The sequence below is a fragment of the Luteitalea pratensis genome (genome assembly GCF_001618865.1).
Taxonomy (GTDB): domain Bacteria; phylum Acidobacteriota; class Vicinamibacteria; order Vicinamibacterales; family Vicinamibacteraceae; genus Luteitalea; species Luteitalea pratensis.
On sequence record NZ_CP015136.1, the window covers coordinates 2,212,489 to 2,232,870 of the forward strand.

Below are 20,382 nucleotides of genomic sequence, written 5' to 3' on the forward strand. Positions count from 1 at the left end.
GCTCACGCGTCGAGGCATTCTCTCCACAACCTCCCGACGAGCTCACCCGCCGACGGAATGTCGCGAATCGCGTCGACGCCCTGGCCCGCCCAGAGCGCCAGCTCCAGCACTGCGCCCCGGTCATCGGATGATGGGTTGGCTGTGCTGTAACGGCGTTTCATGGCTCCGGTGACCGTGTTCGTCGTGAGGACATCCCCCTCGCCAGGACGTTGGCCAGGCGGCGGGCACCCTGCCGCTTCCCACAGCTCGAGCGTCCGGTTGCGCAGCACGCGATGCGGCGCATTGGCCCAGCCGTCCTGAAAGCAGACGGTCAGCACGGTGTCTGCCGCCTTTGCCCGAATGATGGCGGTCTTGTGCTCCTCGTGCGTGCCAGCCTCCTTCGTCGCAACGAAGCGCGTGCCGACCAACACGCCGGAGGCTCCGGTCAGAAGCGCACGCCGGATATGTGCGCCGTTGGCGATCCCGCCGCCAGCCAGCACCGGTACCGTTTTCGCCGCAGCGATCACCGCAGGCAGGACCTCGTAGAGCGCATTGGTGCCCTGCACGTGGCCGCCGGCTTCCGTACCCTGGCAGATCAGGTAGTCCGCGCCGACGTCAAGGGCGCGCTGCGCGCCGGCGGCGCTGCTGATCTGAATGCCCATCTTTGCGCCGGCCTTCCGGATGCTCGCCACGGTATCGGCGGTCGGAATGCCCCACGCAAATTGGATAATCGGCGCCCCGAGGTCGAGTGCGAGTGGGAGCGTGGCGGGGTCGCGTGCGAGCAGGTAGTTCACGGCGAAGGGACGATCGGTGGCGGCTCGAGCCTGCGACACCCGCTGGCGCACGAGGTCCGCCGTATGAACCACACCGGTCCCGACGGCGCCAAGGCCACCCGCGTTCGAGACCGCCACCGCCAGCGCTGGTACAGCGGTGCCTCCCATGCCCGCGCTGAAGATCGGGTACTTCAATCCGAAGAGGGCCATCAAGGCACTGGCGCGCGGGGTCGGCATCGCAGTGCCGGGCTGGGCGTTGAGCTCGACACCGCTGGCACCAAGGCCGACGATGACCGCCTTCGCCAAGAAATCCCGACGGCTGGATGACATGGTGCAGACTCCAGTCCAGGTTGTCTCCCCTGGTCGTGGCGGCCTAACTACTCCTGGAGTAGACCGGCCGGTGCGCCTCACGGCCAACCCGGGGGCGCGCCGAGCGGCCGTTCATTCATTTTCGGCATCGCGGCATTCCCGGCATTATCGCGGCTTTAACGGTTAAGCGGGCAACACGTTCGCATTGAGCCGAAACAGGTTGGTCGGGTCGTACTGCTTCTTGGCCGCGACCAGGCGCGGGTAGTTCTCGCGGTAGTTGGCGTTGAGCACCGCGCGCGATTCGTCGTTTACCTCGTTGACGTAGAAGCCGCTGGTCAGGGGCTCCATGGTCGCCCAGTACTTGCGCATGTACGCCATGTGCGGCGCCGCATCGTCGCCGATCTTCCATGACACGGCGGCCATGAGGCTGTGCTGCGCGTGCCGGTGCGGGAACGCGCAGGCATCGACAGGCTGGCGGCTGATTGCGCCGCCCGCGTGCTGGGTGAAGACGGCGGTGGATCGCGCGGGATCCCCGGCGAAGCCGTCGATCACGCCGGCGATCAGCTTCTCGCTGATGCCGGTGGTGAAGCCGCTCTTCATGTACGAGCCCATCGTGCGCACGTCGGTGTAGTCGCCGGAGCGCTGGAACTCGACGTACGGGACCAGTTTCACCGAGTCGGCGATTGGTGTGCCGAGCTTCCTGATCGGCGCAAGATCGCGATCCGGATTGTCGCCGCTGTAGCACACGTGCAGCAGGACGACGCCTTCCTTGCCGCCGGGCTGCTGCGCCATGACGAAGTCCAGGTAGACCTCGTCAGGAGCCTTCGGGGTGAACTCCGCGTAGAAGCGCAGGAGGTCGCGTGCCTTCGCGATCGGGAAGACCATGTCGCCCGCGGTGACCATGCCGGCAAACGGATGCAGCGCGAACTCGAAGTTGGTCACCACGCCGAAGTTGCCGCCGCCGCCACGGACGCCCCAGTAGAGGTCCGGATTCTCGTTGCGGTCGGCATGCTTCACCGACCCGTCGGCGGTGACCACATCGACGGCCATGACGTTGTCGACGGCGAGGCCGAACCGGCGCGCCAGGCGACCGAAGCCGCCGCCGGTCGTGAGGCCGCCAACGCCGGTGTGCGACACGGTGCCAAGTGGCGTCACCAGGCCCTCCGCAGCCGCTTCGTGGTCGACTAGGCCGAGGAGGGTCCCCCCTTCGACGAAGGCTCGCTTCGCCGCCCGATCGACGCGCACGCCGCGCATGTTCGAGAGGTCGATCTGCATCCCGCGATCGCAGGTCGACATGCCCGAGAAGCTGTGGCCCCCGCACTTCACCGCAAGGAGGAGGCCGTGGGCCGCGGCGAAGCTCACCGCACGCCGAACGTCGGCGGTGCCCGTCGGCTGCGCGATCAGCGCCGGCCGCCTGTCGATGGCGGGGTTCAGCACCCGCCGCGCTGCGTCGTAGCCCGCCGAATCTGCCAGGAGCACAGGACCCCGAACGCTGGCCGCCAGCGCCTTGATGTCGGCGGCCGAGAGCGTCACCGGCTTGCCATCGCCTCGCACGGCCTCGACGTCGTCGGCGGTGGCGGCAGTGACGCGTGTGAAGGCCGCGACTGGCCGGGACGAGACAAACGGGATCAGGCCGGCCGCAGTTGCGGCGCGCAGGAACGAGCGTCGATGCATGGAATCCTCCACGGCGATCAACGTTCGCGGGCCGTGCACAGAACAGCAGGGGCGACTCGAGTTGACCGCGCAAGGCACTGTGTGTTGCGCAACGATGGCGCTATCCCGTTTCCATGTGCGGACTTACGTGGCTCGGCTGTTGCTGTGGCAGGCACCATGGCGCTGCCGACCCTGGGCGTCCGTCGCGCGATCGCGCCGCCGGCGCTGACGCGTCAGGGCTCGATCGCCCGCGTCCCGTAGGGCGGTGGCCCGATGGGCGTGATGGTCCACTCGCCGGCGGTGAACCGCTCGCCCTGCATCAGTTCCGCCCCGAGCCGGAGCCGTGGTGAGGTGCCACTGCCGCTCACCCGATACAGCCAGGTCGGCTCGACGATGAACCATTCGGGAAACTCGTTGAGCCGGACGTAGTTGCGCGCCAGGTTGATCACGCGACGGTGGCGTGCGATGTCCAATTGCAGCCGCACCGAGTCGACACCACCGACGAACACTCGCAGCGCGTCGCCTTGGCGCACCGCTCCGAGCCGCAGTCCCGGCGCCTTCTCGGCCGGCATCACGCCCTGACTCTTCATCAGCGCCCAGAGCAGGAGCGTGCGATTGAAGTTGCCTTCGCCGTACCAGTCCTCGAGGTGGCCGTCCGGTCGTTGCATCGCCAGCATCACCGCGGTCTCCGATTCGATCCAGTCGAGCGCTTCTGGCACCGGCTCGCGGTTCACCAGATAGATCGCGCTCTCGATCGCGTCGGCGTAGCCATCGAAGGACCCCAGGGGAAGATTGGCCGAGGCGGCGCGTGGCTCCCACACGTGCTTCCGGTACTTCGGCAATTGCGTCAGCACCCGACGCACCGCGTCGCGGTAGGCCACGTCACCCGTCACCTGGTAGTACGTGTAGACGGCGCCGTATACATACCCCCAGTTGTCCGACAGCGTCTCGTCGCTCGGCTTCAGGGTCTGCGCATCGACCTGGTTGTACAGCATCCCGTCCGCGTTGGCCGACAGCAGGATCCGATCGAGCATCGTCTTCACCGCCGCACCGTAGCGCGCTGCCCGATCCGACTTCAGGTCCGACTCCAGGGCGTACAGCAGCGTGAGTCCGACGACGAGCTCGTTGCCGTGGTCGCGCAGGCGGAGCTGGGGCTCGCCGCTGTGCGCGGCGAAATCCCATTTGGTCGAGGGCACGCCGAAGTTGCCGGGCAGCACCTCCTCCACGTAGGCGTCTGCGATCCCACGCGCCCATGCGAGGTAGCGTGGGTCGCCGGTCATCGTCGAAAGGCGCACCAGCACCTGGAGGAAGTCGCCGTTCAACTCACCGTCCGCTGCCGGGAGCCTGCCCCACTTCGTCGTGACGGGAGCGCGGTCCATCGCGTCGGCAATCATGTCGGCCATGCGATGAAACCACGGCGTGCGGCCGAGCAGTTCGGTGACGGTGATGAGCCCGTCCTTGGCGTACTCGCCAGCGCCGAACAGGCTGGCCGGGCCGAGCGTGCCGGTGAGCAGGTCGCGGTTGCCCGGCACTGACCCGTCCACGGTCATGTAGCGCACCTCGTTGCGCAGCATCTCCATCATCCGGCCTTCGTACAGGGCCGGGTCCGTGAGTCGCGCGGTGAGAATCAGGTACGGGTAGAGATCGGCAGCGAAGTTGTGCGGCGTGGCGACGCGGGCGGTGCCGTCGACGCGATCGGGCATCAGCGTCGTCTTCGCATCGGCGTCGCTCAACCAGGCCTGCAATGTCCGCTCGGAGGCAGCGATCGCGCGCTGGTACGCCTCGGCATTGCGTTCGAGCGACTGCGCGTCCGCGGTGGTGGCGGCCACGCCGAGCAGGGAACTGCCAATCAGGATCGCTGCAACGCGGCGCATCGTCGTCTCTCCTCAAAAGAGTCCCAGTTGTAACACGTGGCTGGCGCGCATGGGCAGGCGGCAGATTGAGGCTTGACGACGCCGGCGTGGTGTACTAGTGTACTAATACAAGTGTTCACTATCGTGATCGACACTCGTGACCCCACTCCCATCTACGCGCAGGTCGAGCGTGGCTTGCGGGCGGCCATCGCGGTCGGTCGCCTCCAGCCGGGCGAGCAACTGCCGACGGTGCGCCAACTGGCCGTGGACGTGTCTGTGAACGCCAACACCATCGCGCGTGTCTACGCCGAGCTCGAGCGACAGGGTGTCCTCGAGACGCGGCGTGGCGTCGGCACGTTCGTGGCGACCACCGCCCCACGCGCGGTGCCGGCGCGTGAACATCGCCGCCAGCTGGCGACGTTCCTGACGCGCATGCTTGCCGAGGCCACCGGCGCGGGCTTCACGATTGACGAGGTGCTCGACGGCCTGCAGGCGCGCCGGGCGGGAGGAGACCAATGAGCCCCATGTTCCCAGGCATCCGCGCCGCGGCTGAGACCAGCCCCGCCGTGCCCCGCACCAATGTCATCGCCATCATCATCCTGCTGGCATGCGCAGCGCTGGGGGCGGCCGGAGCGTTTGCGCTCGACTCACCGGTTCCGATGATCGTCATGGTGCTGATCGGGCTCGTGCTGATGCAGGCGCCTCGGGTGGCGCAACAATGGGAGCGGGCCGTCGTGCTGCGGCTCGGGCGCTACAGCGGCCTGCGCGGCCCTGGCCTGTTCTGGATCGTGCCCTTCATCGATCGTGTGCCGGCCTGGATCGATCAGCGGACGGTCACCACCACGTTTGCCGCCGAGCAGACCCTGACGCTCGACACGGTGCCGGTCAACGTCGACGCCGTGCTGTTCTGGATGGTGCACGATGCCGAGAAGGCCGCGCTCGAAGTACAGGACTACGCGCAGGCGGTCAGTTGGGCGGCACAGACGGCGCTGCGCGACATCATCGGCCGCACTACTCTCGCCGACCTGCTCCGCGGCCGCGAGCAGATCGAACTCGACCTGCAGAAGTTGATCGACCAGCGGTCCACGCCCTGGGGCGTGACCGTGTCGTCGGTGGAGATGCGCGACATCGTCATTCCGAGTGAACTGCAGGATGCGATGTCACGCGAAGCGCAGGCCGCCCGCGAGAAGCAGGCTAGGATCATCCTCGGCGAGGCCGAACTCGCGGTGGCGCGGTCGTTCGAGGAAGCGTCGCGCGTCTATATCGACAACCCGACGGCGCTGCACCTGCGCGGCATGAACATGCTGTACGAGGGGCTCAAGGAGAAGGGCGCCTTGATGATCGTGCCGAGCAGTGGCCTGGAGTCGATGGGCCTGGGCGCACTCTCCGGCGCCGCCGCCATCGCCCGGCGTGACGGGTTCGGGACCGGTCCTGCGCTGTCTGCGTCACACGGGGCGCCGGCCGCCGACCACTGATGAGCTCCCGACGCGCCGGGTTGGCGGAAGTGTGCACCCACCGGATCGCCGACGTTGTTCAGGGCAGGGGGCGTGCGCACGATGGTCACCGCCCGGCGAACGTGGATCGCGGTTCTGCTGATCGGAGCGGCAATCGGGGGAGCCCTGGTCTGGTTCCTGCTCGGCCGTGCCGCTCCCACAGGCCGGCACTCCAACGCTTCGAACCCCGCGCCGACCACCACGACTGCGTCGGCACCGCCCAACTCGTCTTCGGGCGCGCCCGTGGTGCCCCCGACAGCCGAAGTGGTTCGGCCGCCCGCTCCACCCTCTCATTCGCGCGCCGAACCGGCCACCGCACCGTCGGTCCCTGCCGCCGACGTCGTCGCGCAGTTCGTGCGCAAGCGGATGACCCAGGCGTCGGTGGCGTTTGTGGCGCCCGATGAACTCGCGAGGAACGAGCCTGGCGTCGCCGTGCTGCGTCTCGCGCCCACCACCATCCCGCCGAGTGAGTTGAAACGCGAGTTGCAGGAGATGCTCAGCCGGGCCGGCGCGCGTCGGACACGTCTCACGTCTCAAGTCTCAAGCCTCAAGCCTCAAGCCTCAAGCCTCAAGTCTCAGGGGAGTACTACTTGAGTGGCTGAGACCTGAGACCTGAGCCCTGACAAGTCCGACAGCTACACGAATCTGTTGGATGCTTTCGACATTCCAGCCGGCGTCTCCGAACATATGTCCCGCGTCGAGGTGGTGCCCCGCGCTGACTGTGCGCTGAATGTTCTTGCAGTCAATGCTTTCGACATTCCCGGCATTCCCGGCATTCCGGCATTACCGTAATGCGCCCCTATGGTTGCCAGATCGTCGCGCCGATGAAGCGCTCGGTGTTGCCGACGTTGTAGTAGTAGACCGTCACGAGCTTGCCGTCGGGACGCTGGACGGTGCGCGTGTACCCGAGATCCCACGTGCCGCCGTCGCTGCGCAGCGCGACCTCGTCGTCCCACGTCTTGCCCTCGTCCTTGCTGATGCGGGCCCGGATGCCATAGGGCTCGGCACGGTAGCCGTAGGTGATCACGAGGCGACCGTCCTTCAGCTTGACGAGGCCTGGCGGGTTGCCGCGGCCCGTGTCGGGCACGGCACGCGCGACGTGCTGCCAGGAACTGCCGTTGTCGTCGGAGCGGTACGTTTCGATGAAGCGGCGATAGCGGACAGCGGTCAGGATCGATGTCGGCGACAGGCGAACCGACGAAGGCATGATGCCGAACTCATTGCCGGACGGTTCGTCATGCAGGTACGCCAGTCGCGCCCAGGTCTTGCCGCCGTCGGTCGTGCGGGCGGCGATCACCCGTCCTTCCTTCTGGTTGGCCTTGGCGGCGGTCAGGAAGATCGTCATCGTCTTCGGGCCGTCGACCAGGTAGTCGGTGCGCGCGGCGATGCCCGGCGTGCCCATGTCGGGCAGCGCGAACGGTCCCTTCCACGTATGGCCGCGATCGGTCGAGTAGTAGAAGCGTGAGGGGCCGACATGGATGCTCGCCATGCGGGCCGTGAACACGAAGTCCGGATGCGTGAACGGGATGTCGCCCGGACTCTCCGTGACGGGGCGGCCGCCGGCTTCGCCCGGGACGCCGGCTTGCTGCGCGCCCGGAGGTGGCTTGAGATCCGCGGGCCGTTCGATGGTCCAGGTGGCGCCGCCGTCGAGGCTGCGTGCGAGCAGGTGCTCGGCTGGCCGGCTGTAGTCGATTGAATGCCCGGCCTGGCTGTCCTTGAAGTATCCCGCCTCGAAACCGGCCAGGATCTCGTTGCCCCACGCCCAGATGCCATGATTGGCGGGCCAGCCGCCGTACCGGCCGGCAACCTTGTAGACGTCGACGTGCTGGACAGAGCGCGGTTCGCGCGGTTGCGTCAGCGACAGGGCGGAAATCGCCAGGGGCAGCGCCACCAGCGTGAGGAGTGATCGAGGCATGCAAAAGTCTCGCACGATTTGGAACACGTTTCAAAAAGTAGGCCGGCGCCTCGGGTTGGTGTCGACCGGGGTCGGGATCGCGATTGGCGGTGGTGCGATGGCCCTGCTGATGGCGGCGCAGGAACGCGAGCAGGATCCGCCGATGGGGCCGGCCATCTTCGTCGGCGACACGGTGCTCAAGCCGTACGATCCGACACCGGCGCTGACGACGAAGGAAACCCGCGTCGATCGCGCGAAGTACCCGGCGACAGACATCCACGCCCACTGGCCGGCGAGCGTCGAGCCCGCGGCGCTGCTGAAGGCGATGGACGACCTCGGAGTCGAACGGGCCGTGAACCTGAGTGGCGGGTTCGGGCCGCAACTCGATCGCATGCTCGCGCGTTATTCCGACGCAGCACCGGGCCGCCTCGTCATCTGCGGCAACATCGACTTCTCGAAGATCGACGAGCCTACCTTCGCTGCCGATCACGTCGCGATGCTCGAGCGCGCCCAGGCGCGCGGCATGGCCGGACTGAAGATCTTCAAGAACCTCGGGCTGACGATCAAGGACCGCACCGGCAAGGTCGTGCCGATCGACGATCCGCGCATCGAACCGATCTGGGCGGCCTGCGGCCGGCTGCACATCCCGGTGCTGATCCACTCGGCCGATCCAGTGGCGTTCTTCGCGCCGATCGACGACAAGAACGAACGCTGGCTGCAGTTGAAGCGGCATCCGGACTGGAGTTTCTACGGCCCGGGCTTCCCGGCGCGCGAGGAGGTGCTGCTGCAGCGCGATCGCGTGATGGCGCGTCATCCGAACACGACGTTCATCGGTGCGCACCTCGGCGACAACGGCGAGGACCTCTCGGCCCTCGAGGCGCGGCTCGGCCGCTACCGCAACTTCGTCGTCGACCTCTCGGCGCGCGAGGCTGAAATGGGGCGGCAGCCGTACGCGGCGCGCGCGTTCCTGATCCGCTGGCAGGATCGCGTGCTGTTTGGCACCGACCAGTATCCGGGGCGGCCCGACCAGCCACGGCATCGCCTCTATTACCGTCTGCTCGAGACCGCCGACGAGTACTTCAAGTACTACGACCACCCGTTCCCGCCGACGGGGGAGTGGCGCGTGTACGGGCTGCACCTGCCCGACGCGGTGCTCAAGAAGATCTACCAGTCCAATGCCGACCGCGTGCTCGGCTGGCGTGTGCGCGACAGGCAGCGCCAGGCGTTCCGGCCGCGCGACTCGTCGACGGCGCCGTGAGCGTCACGTTTCACACTTTCGCCACGACCGTGCCGATGCGTCTGCCGTCAGTAGTCACGGACGCGCGCGACGACTTGCGCCCGCGCGTCCTCGAGGAACAGACGTGACGACAGGCCTGCGGTGGCTGGTAGCGGCGACGATGACGATGGCGTTGACCACAGGTGCGGCGCCGTCCGGCGTAGCACGAGCGCAGGAGCCTGTGCCCGGACGCCCCGCCCTCGGTGGCGTGTGGGAGTTGAATCGCGAACTGTCCGCACCGGCCGGCGGCGGCCCCGGCGGTGACGCCGGCCGACAGGGCGGCGGTCGAGGGGGCGGCGGTGGGGGCAGGGGCGGCGCGGGTGGCGGCGGCATGGGCGGCCCTGGCGGCGGCGGTGGTGGTCGTGGAGGCGGTGGCATGGGCGGGCCGGGCGGCGGAGGTGGCGGCCGCGGTGGGCATGGGGGCGGCCCGCCGAACGAGGAAGAGATGCAGCAGATGCGCGAGACGATGCATGAGCTGATGCAGCCGGCGGCCCGGCTCACCATCGTGCAGCACGAGGACACCGTCAGCTTCACCGACGACCAGGGCCACGTCCGCAAGTTCGTCGCCAACGGCAAGGACGAGAAGCACCAGCTCCAGGCGGCCACGCTCGAGACGAAGTCGGCGTGGAAGGACGGCGCGCTGGTGATCCAATGGGAGACCGGCCGGGGACCAACGGTGGTCCGGTCCTACCGCGTCGACACCGAGTTGCGCAGGCTCGTGATCGAGACCTCGATGAAGGGCGGCCGCAACCCCGGTGGTGCCGACCGCCCGCCGATCAAGCATGTGTATGACGCGGTGGTCGACACGGCACAGGACTGACCGTCGACCTGACTCGTCCGCCGTAGCCTTGGCGAAGGTGGAAGTCGACGCCGAGCCTCGCGTGAGACCTGAGACTTGAGACGTAAGGCGCAGGACACAGGTCTCAGGTCGCAGGGCTCAGGACTCAGGGCGCAGGTCTCAGGCTCAGGTAGCCTGCAGGCTGCAGGCTGTAGGCTTCACGCGCCAAGCGTGAAGATCTTGCCCGGATTCATGATGTCGAGCGGATCGAGCGCCTGCTTGATGGCGCGCATCACGGCGATTGCGCCGTCGCCGGCTTCCTCTCGCAGGAATCCCATCTTGTGCAGGCCGATCCCGTGCTCGCCCGAGCACGTGCCGCCCAGCGACAGGGCGCGGTGCACCAGTGCCTTGTTGAGGGTCTCGGCGACGCCCCAGTCCGCGGCGCTGTCCGGATCGATCAGGTACCCGAAATGGAAGTTGCCGTCGCCGACGTGGCCGAGCAGGTAGTGGGGCAGGCCCGAGGCCTCGGCTTCCGCGGCCGACTCCAGCAGGCAGTCGGCGAGACGCGAGATCGGCACGCAGGTGTCGGTCGAGATCACGCGGCACCCCGGATAGGCGTGGATGGCGGCGAAGTACGCGTTGTGCCGCGCGGTCCAGAGGCGGGTGCGCGCTTCGGGCGTGGTCGCCCATGCGAAGGCTTCGCCGCCTTCCTCGGTGGCGAGCGCCTCGGCTGATCGCGCCTGGTCCTCGACGTCGCTGGCCGAGCCGTGGAACTCCATCAGGAGCATCGGTTGTTCCGGCAACTGCAGCCGCGAGTGGGCATTGACCATGCGCACCGAGTGCGTGTCGAGCAACTCGCAGCGCGCAATCGGCACGCCCGCCTGGATGATGCTCATCGCCGTGCGCACCGCGGCGGCGATACCCGTGAACGAGCACGTGGCTGCGCCGACAGCGTCGGGAAGCGGATGCAGATTCAGCGTGATCTCGGTGATCACGCCCAGTGTGCCTTCGCTACCGACGAACAACCGCGTGAGGTCGTAACCAGCACTGCTCTTCGTGGCACGCGTCCCGGTGCGGATCACCTCGCCACTCGCCATGACGACTTCCAGCGCCAGCACGTTCTCGCGCATCGTGCCGTAACGCACGGCATTGGTCCCGCTGGCGCGCGTCGCGCACATCCCGCCGATGCTGGCGTCGGCGCCGGGATCGACGGGGAAGAACAGCCCCTTGCCTTCGAGTGCGCGATTGACCGCAGTGCGTGCCACGCCGGGCTGCACGGTGATCGTCATGTCGTCGGCATGCACGGCGAGGATGCGCGCCATGCGCCCGAGGTCGAGGCTGATGCCCCCTTGCACCGCGAGCAGATGGCCCTCGAGCGAAGAGCCCGCACCATACGGGATGACCGGGACGCGGTGCGCGGCCGCGAGACGCACGGTGTCGACGACGTCTTCGGTGGACTCGGCAAACACCACCGCTGCCGGCGGCGGCACCTGCGTGAACGGCGATTCATCCCGTCCGTGCTGCTCGCGCACCGATGCCACCGTCGAGCACCGCTCACCAAATCGAGCCTTCAGGGCCTCGATGAACACGGCCGGGACCTCGCGGATGGCCAGATGCCCTTCAAGCGGGGACGCCGATGCATCGGACAGGCGGCTGGCCGTCATGCCGCCACAGTACGGCCACCGCGCGCGAACCTGCAACCCGATTGTCCGCGTCCACCTGCAGCACTGGCCGGGGCCGGACGCGAAGTCATCGAGCTCAGCGCGTGCGCGATTGCGTGTCCGGTGGTACCGTGGCCGCTCGGCGATAGTCCAGTCGGGTCAAACACCGCGAGGCGGCTCATCAGCCACAATCGCTCGCGAGTGAAGGAGAAATCCATGAACCGCTCGAAGAGTCGCTTGAATCAGATGCGGGTTGTGCAAGCGTTCATCACACTGCCGATGATTGTGGCGCTGTTCAGCGGCAGGGCCAACGGACAACTCCCCGCTGCCGCCGCGCCGCTTAAGGCGATTGCAATCAACGGAACCACGCTTCATTACGTCGAGCGAGGATCTGGGACACCAATCGTGTTCGTCCACGGCAGCCTCGGTGACTACCGTACGTTCCAGCCACAGTTTGACGCCCTGTCGTCCAACTTCCGCGTTGTGGCGTACAGCCGACGTTTCCATCCGCCCAACGATGTGCCGGCAGGAGTTCCTTCGTACGCGCTTCAGGTACACGTCGATGATCTGGCCGAACTCGTCAAGGTGCTCGGCCTCGGTCCCTGTCACTTCGTCGGCGCATCCTACGGGGCGTACGTCGCACTCGCATTTTCGTTGCAGCACCCTGACCTGGTGCGCAGTCTGGTGCTCGGTGAGCCGCCGGTGTTTCCTCTCCTTCAGAATTCATCTGTAGGGCGCGGCCTACTGGAAGCCTTCAGACGGAATGCGATCGAGCCGGCCCGCGAAGCGTTTCGGGCTGGCGAATTGGAGACCGGACTCCGCAGGTTCATCGATGGCGTCATGGGCGAGGGCACCTTCGACCGAATGCCACCGGAGGCACGGAAGCGCGTGATGATCTTCGGCCCGGAGATGCGGCTCGAAATGCTGACTGATTCCTCGATCGCCATGACCCCACTCGCGTGCGAGGCGCTCGCGAAGCTGAGTCGTCCGGTCCTGCTGATATCGGGCGACCGCAGCGTGCCGATGTTCCATGTCGTGACGCGCGAACTGGAGCAATGTCTCGAGGGCGAGACACACGTCATGCTCCCCGATGCCGACCACGGCCTCCACGGCAGGAATCCCGCGTTCTATCTCGAATCCGTCAAGGTCTTCCTGGCTCGATGACGCGCTACCTTCCCGGTGACGTAGCGTTCGGCGTTGGACGTCCAGCGTTCATCTGCGGTCGCCACGGTGCCCGGTGCCCGGAACACGGAGCCCGACCGATATCTACCTTCGTGGCCGGACGATGACGTACGTCGGCAGGCCCACCGACTTGAAGCGAGTCAGCAGCGACTTCGCGGGCTCGGCGTCGGGATCCTCGGCCTGCACCTTCACCTTCACGTACCCGTCGATTGCCGTCTTCACGCCGGCATCCTCGAACGTCGTCGCATCCATCGTCAGGCAGTTCTTGCACCAGGTCGCCCAGAAGTCGATGAGCACCGGCTTGCCTTCGCGCTCGGCCTGCGCGAGCCCGGCGGAGAGCGACGATGTCCAGCCCTCCTGGAGCTTGTCCTGGACGCTGCGGCTGACCGCACCGGCGTCCACCCGGCGGTTATCCCAGATCTCGTAGGCGAGGTAGCCGTAGTACGCCGCGGTGAGGAGGATGAGCACGCCCATGGCCTGCTTCACGCGCACCATCCAGGCGCCGGGCCTGGGCAGCCAGGCCATGCCGGCTCCGGCGAGCGGCCACGGCAGTGCCATGCCGAGGCCGAGCACGAACGGCAGCGCCAGGGCGACCGATGTCCCGCCGGCATAGAGGCTGCTCGAGAACAGGATCACCTGGATCACGACCGGCGCCACGCATGCGCCCGCGAGCAGCGCGGCGACGCCGCCCATGGTGAAAGCGAGCGCCAGCGAGCCGCGGCGTCCCTGCGTGTCGGGCCCGCGCGACAGGTTCGAGAAGTCGATCAGGATGACGTCGAACATCGCGAGGGCGAGCACCACGAACAGCACCGCGATGCCGAGGTTGAACCACGGCGACGCGTTCAACGTGCCGAAGGTGCCGGCGGTGAGGATCACGATCAGGCCGAGCACGCCGTAGACGAGCGCCATCGCCGCGCCGTAGGCCAGGCCGAGCAGGAACCCGCGCTGCTTCGAGCCGGCCTTGGCTCCCGCCCCGATGATCGCGAGGTTGATCGGGACCATCGGCAGTACGCAAGGCGTGAGGTTGAGCGCGAGGCCACCGATCAACACGATGAGGAGGATCGCGAGCGGTCCACGCCCGTCGAGCAGGCCCTTCTGGGGCACGCCCGCCTCGGCGTCACGCACGAATTGCAGGAAGTCGTCGGCAGGCAGGTAGCCGCCGGTGGTGCCCTGTACCGTGAACCGATCGAGCGTACGCAGCACATCGGCGTCGCTGCCGCCTGTTTCGGCCGCGGCCGTCGCCTTGCTCGAGCCGATCGATCGGGTCGTCGGGGCGGCATTGGGTTGCGTCATGCGCCCCTGCGACAACCGCGCGAACACGTCGCCGTGCTCGCTGGCGCTGGCAGCGGTGCCGGCCGGCGCGATGCGCACCTTCCATTCGAACGTGGCCGTCTGGGGCGCGAAGCACAGTTTGTCGTCGCAGGCCTGGTAGCGCAGCCGGCCGGGGATGACCAGATCGCCAGGCTTGGCGTCGTCGGCGATGGCCAGTTCCGCGCCGGTCACGAACTCGCGTTCAAAAACCGCCAGCGGCTGAGACTGACCTGCCTGCTCGAAGTCGGTGGCCTCGGGGTAGAAGAGGTGGCGGACGGTCACGCCCGCAGGCGCCTGCACCGTCAGCACGGTCGGAATCAACGAGGGGTCGCGTGGCGCGTCCGACTGGACGTGCAGGCCGGCGGGCAACTTCACCGTCAACGCCACTCGCGTGGTCGAGCCGGCCGCCACCATCGTCGCGGCGGTGAAGGGCGCGACGTCCGCCTTCGGACGTCGCATCTGCCCGGACAGGCTGGTGCCGACTGACGCGACCGCAAAGGCCAGCAACCCCAGCCATGCAGGCCAGCGCCCTGAAGGGCGAGGCGACGGGGAGGAAGCGCTGAGGAGCGTCACCTCAGCATCGTACCAAGGGAACAGCACGGGTGCCGGGTGCCGGGTGCCGCGTACAGGGCCGGTCTCGGAGAGCCGGCCCTACCGTCGCAACGGCGTTCAGCGTTCAGCGTTCGGCGTTTGTGGCGATGGTCAGTCCCGAATCCCGAATCCCCGAGTCCCGATTCCGTCGAGCAAGCTCGACGGCTACGCCTCAGCACTTCCGTCCTCGATCCTCCGTCCTCCGTCCTCCCTCCTCCCTCCTCCCTCCTCCGTCCTACCTCGCTCCTCCGTCCTCCCTCCTCCGTCCTTGCTCTACGCGCTTACTCCCACGCGAAAGGTGGCCGTCATGCCCGTCGCCGGGCTGCCCGCGACCGTGGCCATCTCGTTCGCGATGCTGTCGGCGAAGATGCCGTCGCTGGCGTTCGTGGTCCTGTTGACCCCGCGCGAAGCGTAGACGCCCTGCGTGTGCACGATGGTGCTGATGTCCTCGGGAAACGCCATCTGCGTGACCTTGAGGGAACGGCGGGCGCTGGCCACTTCCACGTGGATGTGGGTCGCGCGGCCCTGGTACCAGCCCGGATACAGCGTGGTGAACGTCACCTCGCCGGCGCTGTTGGTCGTCTGGATGCCGCGCAGGTACGTGCGCGCCGTCTGCGAGCCGTACTGCGAGTAGTTGCCGGCGACGTCGCATTGCCAGATCTCGACGGCCACGTTGCTGAGCGGTGCGCATCCCGCCGCGACGTTGACGACCGTGATCGTCAGTTGCAGCGGTGTGCCCTCACGGTCCTCACGGATGTCGCTGCGAATCAGGTCCTGCAGCGACGGATACGGCCCGAGGGTCTCGCTCGGCGAGACCGAGCACGCCGCGTTGGTCGTGCCCGTGCCGCCGGTGGTCGTGGTGCCGGAGCCGGTCGGGGACGTGCTCGTGGGACTCGTGGGCGAGGATCCACCACACCCGAACGCCAACGCCGCACCTGCGGCGGCACTGAGCATGAGGATTGCCTCGCGGCGCTCCCGGACGAAACTTCCCATGTCTTGGCTACCTCTCCCAGGAAGGTCTCAACGCGACGCGATCAGGTCGACGACCGCCACCGCTGTCGTCGTCAGTTCGAGTGACTGGCCGCCCCGATCCACGGCGAGCGTCAGGGCCTGTCCTTCGCGCAGCGTGTACAGCGCGAGATAGAGCGTGGCCAGTTCCATGTCGGCCACCGGCTGATTGTCGACGGCAACGATGACATCGCCTTCGCGGACGCCAGCGCGATCGGCGGGAAGTCCGGCCGCGACGTCGGAGACGACCAGCTGCGCCCGCTCCGATCGGACCCTGTCGTCCGAGAACCGACGCGTCACACTGCGCGCGACGAGCCCGACGACGCCGCGCCGCCGGGGTGTCGACGACCGTGCCTGCGTCATTGCTGCGTCCAGCAGCGCGGCCGGCAGTGCGGCCGTTGCCGACGCCGTCGTCCCTGCCTGTTCCACGAACGCCGAGGCCAGGCCGACGAGTTCACCGTCCATGTTGACGACCGGGGCACCGACCACACCGTGCGGCGCATCGGTCACGAGGTACGGCACCGGCGAATCCTGCCGCACGGGCGCCCCCGTCGCGAGAACGATGCCCGGCGTCACTCCATGGGTGCCCGACGCGCCTGGCAGGACCGTGATGGTGCGGTCACCCTGATGGACGGGCCGCCGTGCCAGCGCGAGAGCCGGCAGGCCGCTGGCGTCGATGCGCAGCACCGCGAGATCGAGGTCCGGGACGATGCCCACGAGCGAGGCTGGCAGCAGCTGCGTCGCCGCAGGCCGTGGGTCCGATGCAGTGCCGGCCAGCATCACGTCGACCTGCATGGCCTCATCGACGAGCCTCGCGCTCGTCAGGATGTACCCGGCTTCGTCGACGATCGTGCCGGCGCCCACGAGCCGCTGCATGCTCAGGACGCCGCTCGCATGGTCGGTGCCGTATGCGGTGGCGACCACCTGCACGACACTGCGTGCGACCTGGCTCGCCACGCGCTCGGCTTGCGGCGAGACCACTGAGAGCTCCACCTCGTCGGGGGACGTCTGCGCGAGGACGGGGCAGGCCACCGCGGCCATCAGCACGCTGGCCGCACAGGTAGCTCGCAGGTGACCGGACAGCGATGCGGCCGCCATCACGCGGCCTCGCCGGTCGACGTCGCCTCGAACACGGCCATGTCATCGTCGATGACGAAATCGGCCTGGTGCCCGCGGTGGGGGCAGGAGTCCTCCGGGTCCTCGACGACAGTCAGCGCACGCCGGGCGGCCGTCGTGTACAGCGCCACTTCGCAGCCGCAGGCGAGTCGTCGCACCCGCTGGCAATGCACCGGCTGCGCCCGTTCCACCATCGTCAGCATCCGTCCCGTCTTTGGTCTCATCCGACGCTCCTCGTCTCTGCAGGCACCTGGCGGTTCTGACGGAGCGGGTTTGGCGAATGTGTGGCAGGGCGATGAGAGGACTTTGGCGCTATTCGAGATCCGCGAATTTGTAGCCGACGCCCCAGGCCGTGAGGATCAGGGCGGGCTGGCGGGGATCGGTCTCGAGCTTCTTGCGGAGGCGGCTCACGACCGTATCGACCGTGCGTTCGGTGACATAGGCGTCGCCGCTCCACACCGTCTGCAGGAGTCGCGCCCGGCTGAACACGATCCCCCGCCGCGCCACGAGCTGGTGCAGCAGGTCGAACTCCTGGCGAGTCAGTTCCGCCTCGCTGCCGTGGACGAGCACCTGCCGCCGCTCGACGTCCAACGTGATGCCGGTCGACAGCTGCAGCACCGTCGAGGGGGCCGCCGCCTGCGTCTCGTCGTCCGGGGGCTGGTGCCGGCGCATCACCGCACCGATGCGCGCCTGCAGCTCGCGCACGCCGAACGGCTTGGTGAGGTAGTCATCGGCGCCGCTGTCGAGGCCGACGACGATGTCGGCCTCGGAGTCGCGGGCGGTGAGCATCAGGATGGGTGTGTTCGTGTTGGGGCCCGCGGTACGCACCGCGCGGCACAGCGAGATGCCATCGAGGCCGGGCAGCATCACGTCGAGCACGAGCAGGTCGAATGCGGTCGCCCGCGCGACGTCGAGCGCCTGGCGGCCATCCCCGAGGTCCTCGACGGCGAAACCCGCCAGCCCCAGGTGCAGCTGCAGCAATTCACGGATGGATGCATCGTCCTCCACGACGAGCACCCGTCGGCCATCAGACGGAATCATCAGCGTGCCGTATGGTACCGCAGGAGGGAGGACGGAGGACGGAGGAGGGAGGATGGAGGAGGGAGGAGGGAGGATGGAGGATGTGGCATGAGGCATGAGGCATGACGTGCGTGTTAGTGTGCGGGGCACCATGAGGAAGCGAATTCGCGGGCCAGTGCCGGCGGCGACGTTGGCGCTGGTGCTGCTCGCCGGTGCTGCTGCGCATGCACGCCAGGACGACGTTGCGACGCGGCTGTCGCAGCAGATCGACCGGCTCACATCCTCGACGTATGACCCGCCGCGGTTCGGTCCTGCGCGCTGGGTGCCCGGACGAGATGCGTACACGATTGCGGAGTCGGCGGCCCCGCCAGGGACCGGCATGGACATCGTCAGATACGACGCGGCATCGGGAGCGCGCGAGGTGATCGTAGCCGCGAGCATCCTGACCCCGCCTGGTGCCAAGGGCGGGCTCGACATCGACGACTACACATGGTCGCCCGACGGCCGGTTCTTGCTGATCTTCACCAACACGCGCAAGGTCTGGCGCGACAACACGCGCGGTGACTACTGGGTGGTGGACCTCGAACCCGCAAGTCATGCGCGTCACCCATCACCAGAGACGGCGCCGCGGCTCAGCAAGCTCGGGGGCGACGGGCCCGAAGCCTCGCTGCTGTTTGCCAAGTTCTCGCCCGACTCCACACGCGTGGCGTACGTGCGTGCCAACGACATCTACGTCGAGCGTCTCGAGGACGGACGCATCACCAGGCTGACCAGCGACGGCAGCGAGACGACGATCAACGGCACCTCCGATTGGGTCTACGAAGAAGAGCTCTTCGTGCGCGACGCCTTCCGCTGGAGTCCTGATAGCCGCGCCATCGCCTACTGGCAGTTCGACAGCACGGGCGTCGAGTTGTTCACGCTGATCAACAACACCGACACGCTGTATCCCACGCTGACCCGCATCCCATATCCGAAGGCCGGTACTCGCAACAGCGCGGTGCGAGTCGGGGTCATCAGTGCCGACGGCAGCGCGACGACGTGGATGCAGGTGCCTGGCGATCCGCGAGAGCACTACATTGCCCGTGTGAGCTGGATCGACGCCGACACCCTGGCCATCCAGCAACTGAACCGCCTGCAGAGCCGCAACGATCTGCTGCGCGCGGACGCGCGGACAGGCGTGACGGGCCTGCTGTTTCGTGACCAGTCCACGACCTGGGTCGACATCGTGGAAGACGTGCGCTGGATCGATGGCAACCGCGCCTTCGTCGTGGTGAGCGAACGCGACGGTTGGCGGCACGTGTATCGGGTGGCGCGTGATGGCGCCGAGCCCCGTCTGCTGACGAGGTTCGACGCGGACATTCTGGGGGTGGCAGGGATCGACGAAGCCGCGGGATGGCTCTACGTCACAGCTTCGCCCGACAATCCCACGCAGGCATATCTGTACCGTGCGCGACTCGACGGAACGGGGATCCCCGAGCGGGTCACGCCCGCATCGATGCGCGGGACGCATTCGTACGTGCTGTCGCCCGACGGCACGCTGGCCTTCCACACCGCGTCGCGTGTTGACATCCCTCCCGTGGTGGACATCGTGACTCTGCCGGCACATCGCTCGCTGCAGACGCTGACGGATACATCGGCGCTGACCGCCAAGCTCGCGCCGATCGTCGCCACACCGACCGAGTTCCTGACCGTCGACATCGGTGGAGGCGTGTCGCTGGATGGCTGGCTCCTCCGTCCTTCGAACTTCGATACGTCGAAGCGGTATCCGGTGATTGTCTTTGTGTATGGCGAGCCCTGGGGCCAGACCGTCGCCGATCGCTGGGGCGGCCCGCACCTGTTCCACCGTGCGCTGGCGGATGCCGGCTACCTCGTCGCGTCGTTCGACAACAGCGGGACGGCGACCCCGAGGGGCACCGCCTGGCGCAAGGTCATCTACGGCACGATGGGGGAGCTGTCGTCGAAAGAACAGGCCGCGGCAGTGCGGGCCCTCGCCGCAGCGCGCCCGTACGTGGATCTCTCCCGGGTCGGCATCTGGGGCTGGAGCGGTGGCGGGTCCAACACGCTGAACGCGATGTTTCGGTATCCGGATATCTTCCACGTCGGGGTCGCGGTCGCGCCAATGCCCGACCAGCGCCTGTACGACACCATCTACCAGGAGCGTTATATGGGGACGCCCCAGGGCAACCCCGAGGGGTACCGGGTGGGATCGCCCATCAACTTTGCCGACGGACTCAAGGGGCGCCTGCTGATCGTTCACGGCTCGGGCGATGACAACGTGCACTATCAGGCCACTGAACGCCTCGTCAACCGGCTCGTCGAACTCGGTAAACGCTTCGACATGATGGTGTATCCCAACCGCACGCATGCCATGAGGGAAGGCGCTGGCACGTTTGCTCACCTGCATCAGCTGATTGCGCGCTATTTCCTCGACCACCTGCCACCGGGCGGGAAGTAAGCAGCAATTTGAAATTTGAAGCTGATGCGT

General features: G+C 67.6%; 18 protein-coding genes. 7 read left to right on the forward strand and 11 right to left on the reverse strand.

The genetic code is table 11. The features are described 5' to 3' along the window. Window positions 1-2: 2 nt before the first annotated feature. The 3 genes from LuPra_RS09105 to LuPra_RS09115 all read right to left on the reverse strand — a co-directional run bounded on the left by LuPra_RS09105 (window position 3) and on the right by LuPra_RS09115 (window position 4,588). On the reverse strand, window positions 3-1,082 hold the full coding sequence (locus LuPra_RS09105; RefSeq protein WP_110170450.1) for an NAD(P)H-dependent flavin oxidoreductase: 1,080 nt from the start codon (window positions 1,080-1,082) through the stop codon (window positions 3-5). A gap of 162 nt (window positions 1,083-1,244) precedes the next feature. Next, entirely contained in the window at window positions 1,245-2,735 is a 1,491-nt protein-coding gene (locus LuPra_RS09110) for an FAD-binding oxidoreductase (protein ID WP_157898929.1), read from the reverse strand. A gap of 212 nt (window positions 2,736-2,947) precedes the next feature. Beyond that, entirely contained in the window at window positions 2,948-4,588 is a 1,641-nt protein-coding gene (locus LuPra_RS09115) for a glycoside hydrolase family 88 protein (RefSeq protein ID WP_110170452.1), read from the reverse strand. 123 nt (window positions 4,589-4,711) lie between these two features. Between LuPra_RS09115 and LuPra_RS09120 the strand changes: the two genes are divergently transcribed. Continuing rightward, the gene (locus tag LuPra_RS09120; RefSeq protein ID WP_157898930.1) at window positions 4,712-5,086 is read left to right on the forward strand and encodes a GntR family transcriptional regulator; all 375 of its coding nucleotides are present in this window, start codon (window positions 4,712-4,714) and stop codon (window positions 5,084-5,086) included. Beyond that, entirely contained in the window at window positions 5,083-6,042 is a 960-nt protein-coding gene (locus LuPra_RS09125) for a slipin family protein (protein ID WP_234800800.1), read from the forward strand. Before LuPra_RS09120 ends, LuPra_RS09125 begins: the two co-directional genes overlap by 4 nt. A 308-nt stretch (window positions 6,043-6,350) precedes the next feature. On the opposite strand, the gene LuPra_RS09130 is transcribed toward LuPra_RS09125, so the two are convergent. Then, on the reverse strand, window positions 6,351-6,590 hold the full coding sequence (locus tag LuPra_RS09130) for a hypothetical protein (protein ID WP_110170455.1): 240 nt from the start codon (window positions 6,588-6,590) through the stop codon (window positions 6,351-6,353). A gap of 118 nt (window positions 6,591-6,708) precedes the next feature. Here LuPra_RS09130 and LuPra_RS33105 point away from each other — a divergent pair, with 118 nt between their 5' ends. Continuing rightward, complete coding sequence (locus LuPra_RS33105; RefSeq protein WP_157898931.1) at window positions 6,709-6,852, forward strand: hypothetical protein; 144 nt, start codon at window positions 6,709-6,711, stop codon at window positions 6,850-6,852. 7 nt (window positions 6,853-6,859) lie between these two features. On the opposite strand, the gene LuPra_RS09135 is transcribed toward LuPra_RS33105, so the two are convergent. Further along, a complete protein-coding gene (locus tag LuPra_RS09135; RefSeq protein ID WP_110170456.1) occupies window positions 6,860-7,975 on the reverse strand; it encodes a sialidase family protein in 1,116 nt (371 codons plus the stop codon). Here LuPra_RS09135 and LuPra_RS09140 point away from each other — a divergent pair. Both LuPra_RS09140 and LuPra_RS32525 read left to right on the forward strand, forming a co-directional pair. Beyond that, window positions 7,974-9,212 carry an amidohydrolase family protein gene (locus LuPra_RS09140; protein WP_110170457.1) on the forward strand — a complete coding sequence of 413 codons (1,239 nt, stop codon included), beginning with the start codon at window positions 7,974-7,976 and terminating at the stop codon, window positions 9,210-9,212. The genes LuPra_RS09135 and LuPra_RS09140 overlap by 2 nt on opposite strands. Window positions 9,213-9,315: 103 nt before the next feature. Continuing rightward, window positions 9,316-10,050, forward strand: coding sequence for a hypothetical protein (locus LuPra_RS32525; protein WP_162271253.1), 735 nt, complete (start codon window positions 9,316-9,318; stop codon window positions 10,048-10,050). A gap of 176 nt (window positions 10,051-10,226) precedes the next feature. Here LuPra_RS32525 and LuPra_RS09150 read toward each other — a convergent pair whose 3' ends face one another. Next, window positions 10,227-11,672, reverse strand: coding sequence for an FAD-binding oxidoreductase (locus LuPra_RS09150; protein ID WP_110170458.1), 1,446 nt, complete (start codon window positions 11,670-11,672; stop codon window positions 10,227-10,229). A 213-nt stretch (window positions 11,673-11,885) separates the two neighbouring features. On the opposite strand from LuPra_RS09150, the gene LuPra_RS09155 reads away from it, so the two are divergent. Continuing rightward, window positions 11,886-12,833, forward strand: coding sequence for an alpha/beta fold hydrolase (locus tag LuPra_RS09155; protein ID WP_157898932.1), 948 nt, complete (start codon window positions 11,886-11,888; stop codon window positions 12,831-12,833). A 102-nt stretch (window positions 12,834-12,935) separates the two neighbouring features. Here the strand turns inward: LuPra_RS09155 and LuPra_RS09160 are convergent, their stop codons facing one another. From LuPra_RS09160 to LuPra_RS09180, 5 genes are all read right to left on the reverse strand, one after another. Continuing rightward, the gene (locus LuPra_RS09160) at window positions 12,936-14,735 is read right to left on the reverse strand and encodes a cytochrome c biogenesis protein CcdA (protein WP_157898933.1); all 1,800 of its coding nucleotides are present in this window, start codon (window positions 14,733-14,735) and stop codon (window positions 12,936-12,938) included. 291 nt (window positions 14,736-15,026) lie between these two features. Then, window positions 15,027-15,746, reverse strand: a complete 720-nt coding sequence (locus LuPra_RS09165; RefSeq protein ID WP_110170461.1) for an intradiol ring-cleavage dioxygenase — start codon at window positions 15,744-15,746, stop codon at window positions 15,027-15,029. A 27-nt stretch (window positions 15,747-15,773) separates the two neighbouring features. Continuing rightward, on the reverse strand, window positions 15,774-16,859 hold the full coding sequence (locus LuPra_RS09170; RefSeq protein WP_110170462.1) for a S1C family serine protease: 1,086 nt from the start codon (window positions 16,857-16,859) through the stop codon (window positions 15,774-15,776). Further along, window positions 16,859-17,101, reverse strand: coding sequence for a hypothetical protein (locus LuPra_RS09175; protein WP_157898934.1), 243 nt, complete (start codon window positions 17,099-17,101; stop codon window positions 16,859-16,861). Before LuPra_RS09175 ends, LuPra_RS09170 begins: the two co-directional genes overlap by 1 nt. An 88-nt stretch (window positions 17,102-17,189) precedes the next feature. Further along, a complete protein-coding gene (locus tag LuPra_RS09180; RefSeq protein WP_110170464.1) occupies window positions 17,190-17,918 on the reverse strand; it encodes a response regulator transcription factor in 729 nt (242 codons plus the stop codon). A gap of 130 nt (window positions 17,919-18,048) precedes the next feature. On the opposite strand from LuPra_RS09180, the gene LuPra_RS09185 reads away from it, so the two are divergent. Then, complete coding sequence (locus tag LuPra_RS09185) at window positions 18,049-20,352, forward strand: S9 family peptidase (protein WP_110170465.1); 2,304 nt, start codon at window positions 18,049-18,051, stop codon at window positions 20,350-20,352. The last annotated feature ends 30 nt before the right edge of the window (window positions 20,353-20,382 follow it).

What these genes read in the sequence shown, in the direction of transcription:
- LuPra_RS09155 (WP_157898932.1), top strand. Translation starts at nt 11,886, where the DNA reads ATGAACCGCTCGAAGAGTCGCTTGAATCAGATGCGGGTTGTGCAAGCG.
- LuPra_RS09140 (WP_110170457.1), top strand. Translation starts at nt 7,974, where the DNA reads ATGCAAAAGTCTCGCACGATTTGGAACACGTTTCAAAAAGTAGGCCGG.
- LuPra_RS09180 (WP_110170464.1), bottom strand. Translation starts at nt 17,918, where the DNA reads ATGATTCCGTCTGATGGCCGACGGGTGCTCGTCGTGGAGGACGATGCA.
- LuPra_RS09125 (WP_234800800.1), top strand. Translation starts at nt 5,083, where the DNA reads ATGAGCCCCATGTTCCCAGGCATCCGCGCCGCGGCTGAGACCAGCCCC.
- LuPra_RS09165 (WP_110170461.1), bottom strand. Translation starts at nt 15,746, where the DNA reads ATGGGAAGTTTCGTCCGGGAGCGCCGCGAGGCAATCCTCATGCTCAGT.
- LuPra_RS09135 (WP_110170456.1), bottom strand. Translation starts at nt 7,975, where the DNA reads ATGCCTCGATCACTCCTCACGCTGGTGGCGCTGCCCCTGGCGATTTCC.
- LuPra_RS09105 (WP_110170450.1), bottom strand. Translation starts at nt 1,082, where the DNA reads ATGTCATCCAGCCGTCGGGATTTCTTGGCGAAGGCGGTCATCGTCGGC.
- LuPra_RS09150 (WP_110170458.1), bottom strand. Translation starts at nt 11,672, where the DNA reads ATGACGGCCAGCCGCCTGTCCGATGCATCGGCGTCCCCGCTTGAAGGG.
- LuPra_RS09170 (WP_110170462.1), bottom strand. Translation starts at nt 16,859, where the DNA reads ATGGCGGCCGCATCGCTGTCCGGTCACCTGCGAGCTACCTGTGCGGCC.
- LuPra_RS09175 (WP_157898934.1), bottom strand. Translation starts at nt 17,101, where the DNA reads ATGAGACCAAAGACGGGACGGATGCTGACGATGGTGGAACGGGCGCAG.
- LuPra_RS09185 (WP_110170465.1), top strand. Translation starts at nt 18,049, where the DNA reads ATGAGGAAGCGAATTCGCGGGCCAGTGCCGGCGGCGACGTTGGCGCTG.
- LuPra_RS09115 (WP_110170452.1), bottom strand. Translation starts at nt 4,588, where the DNA reads ATGCGCCGCGTTGCAGCGATCCTGATTGGCAGTTCCCTGCTCGGCGTG.
- LuPra_RS09110 (WP_157898929.1), bottom strand. Translation starts at nt 2,735, where the DNA reads ATGCATCGACGCTCGTTCCTGCGCGCCGCAACTGCGGCCGGCCTGATC.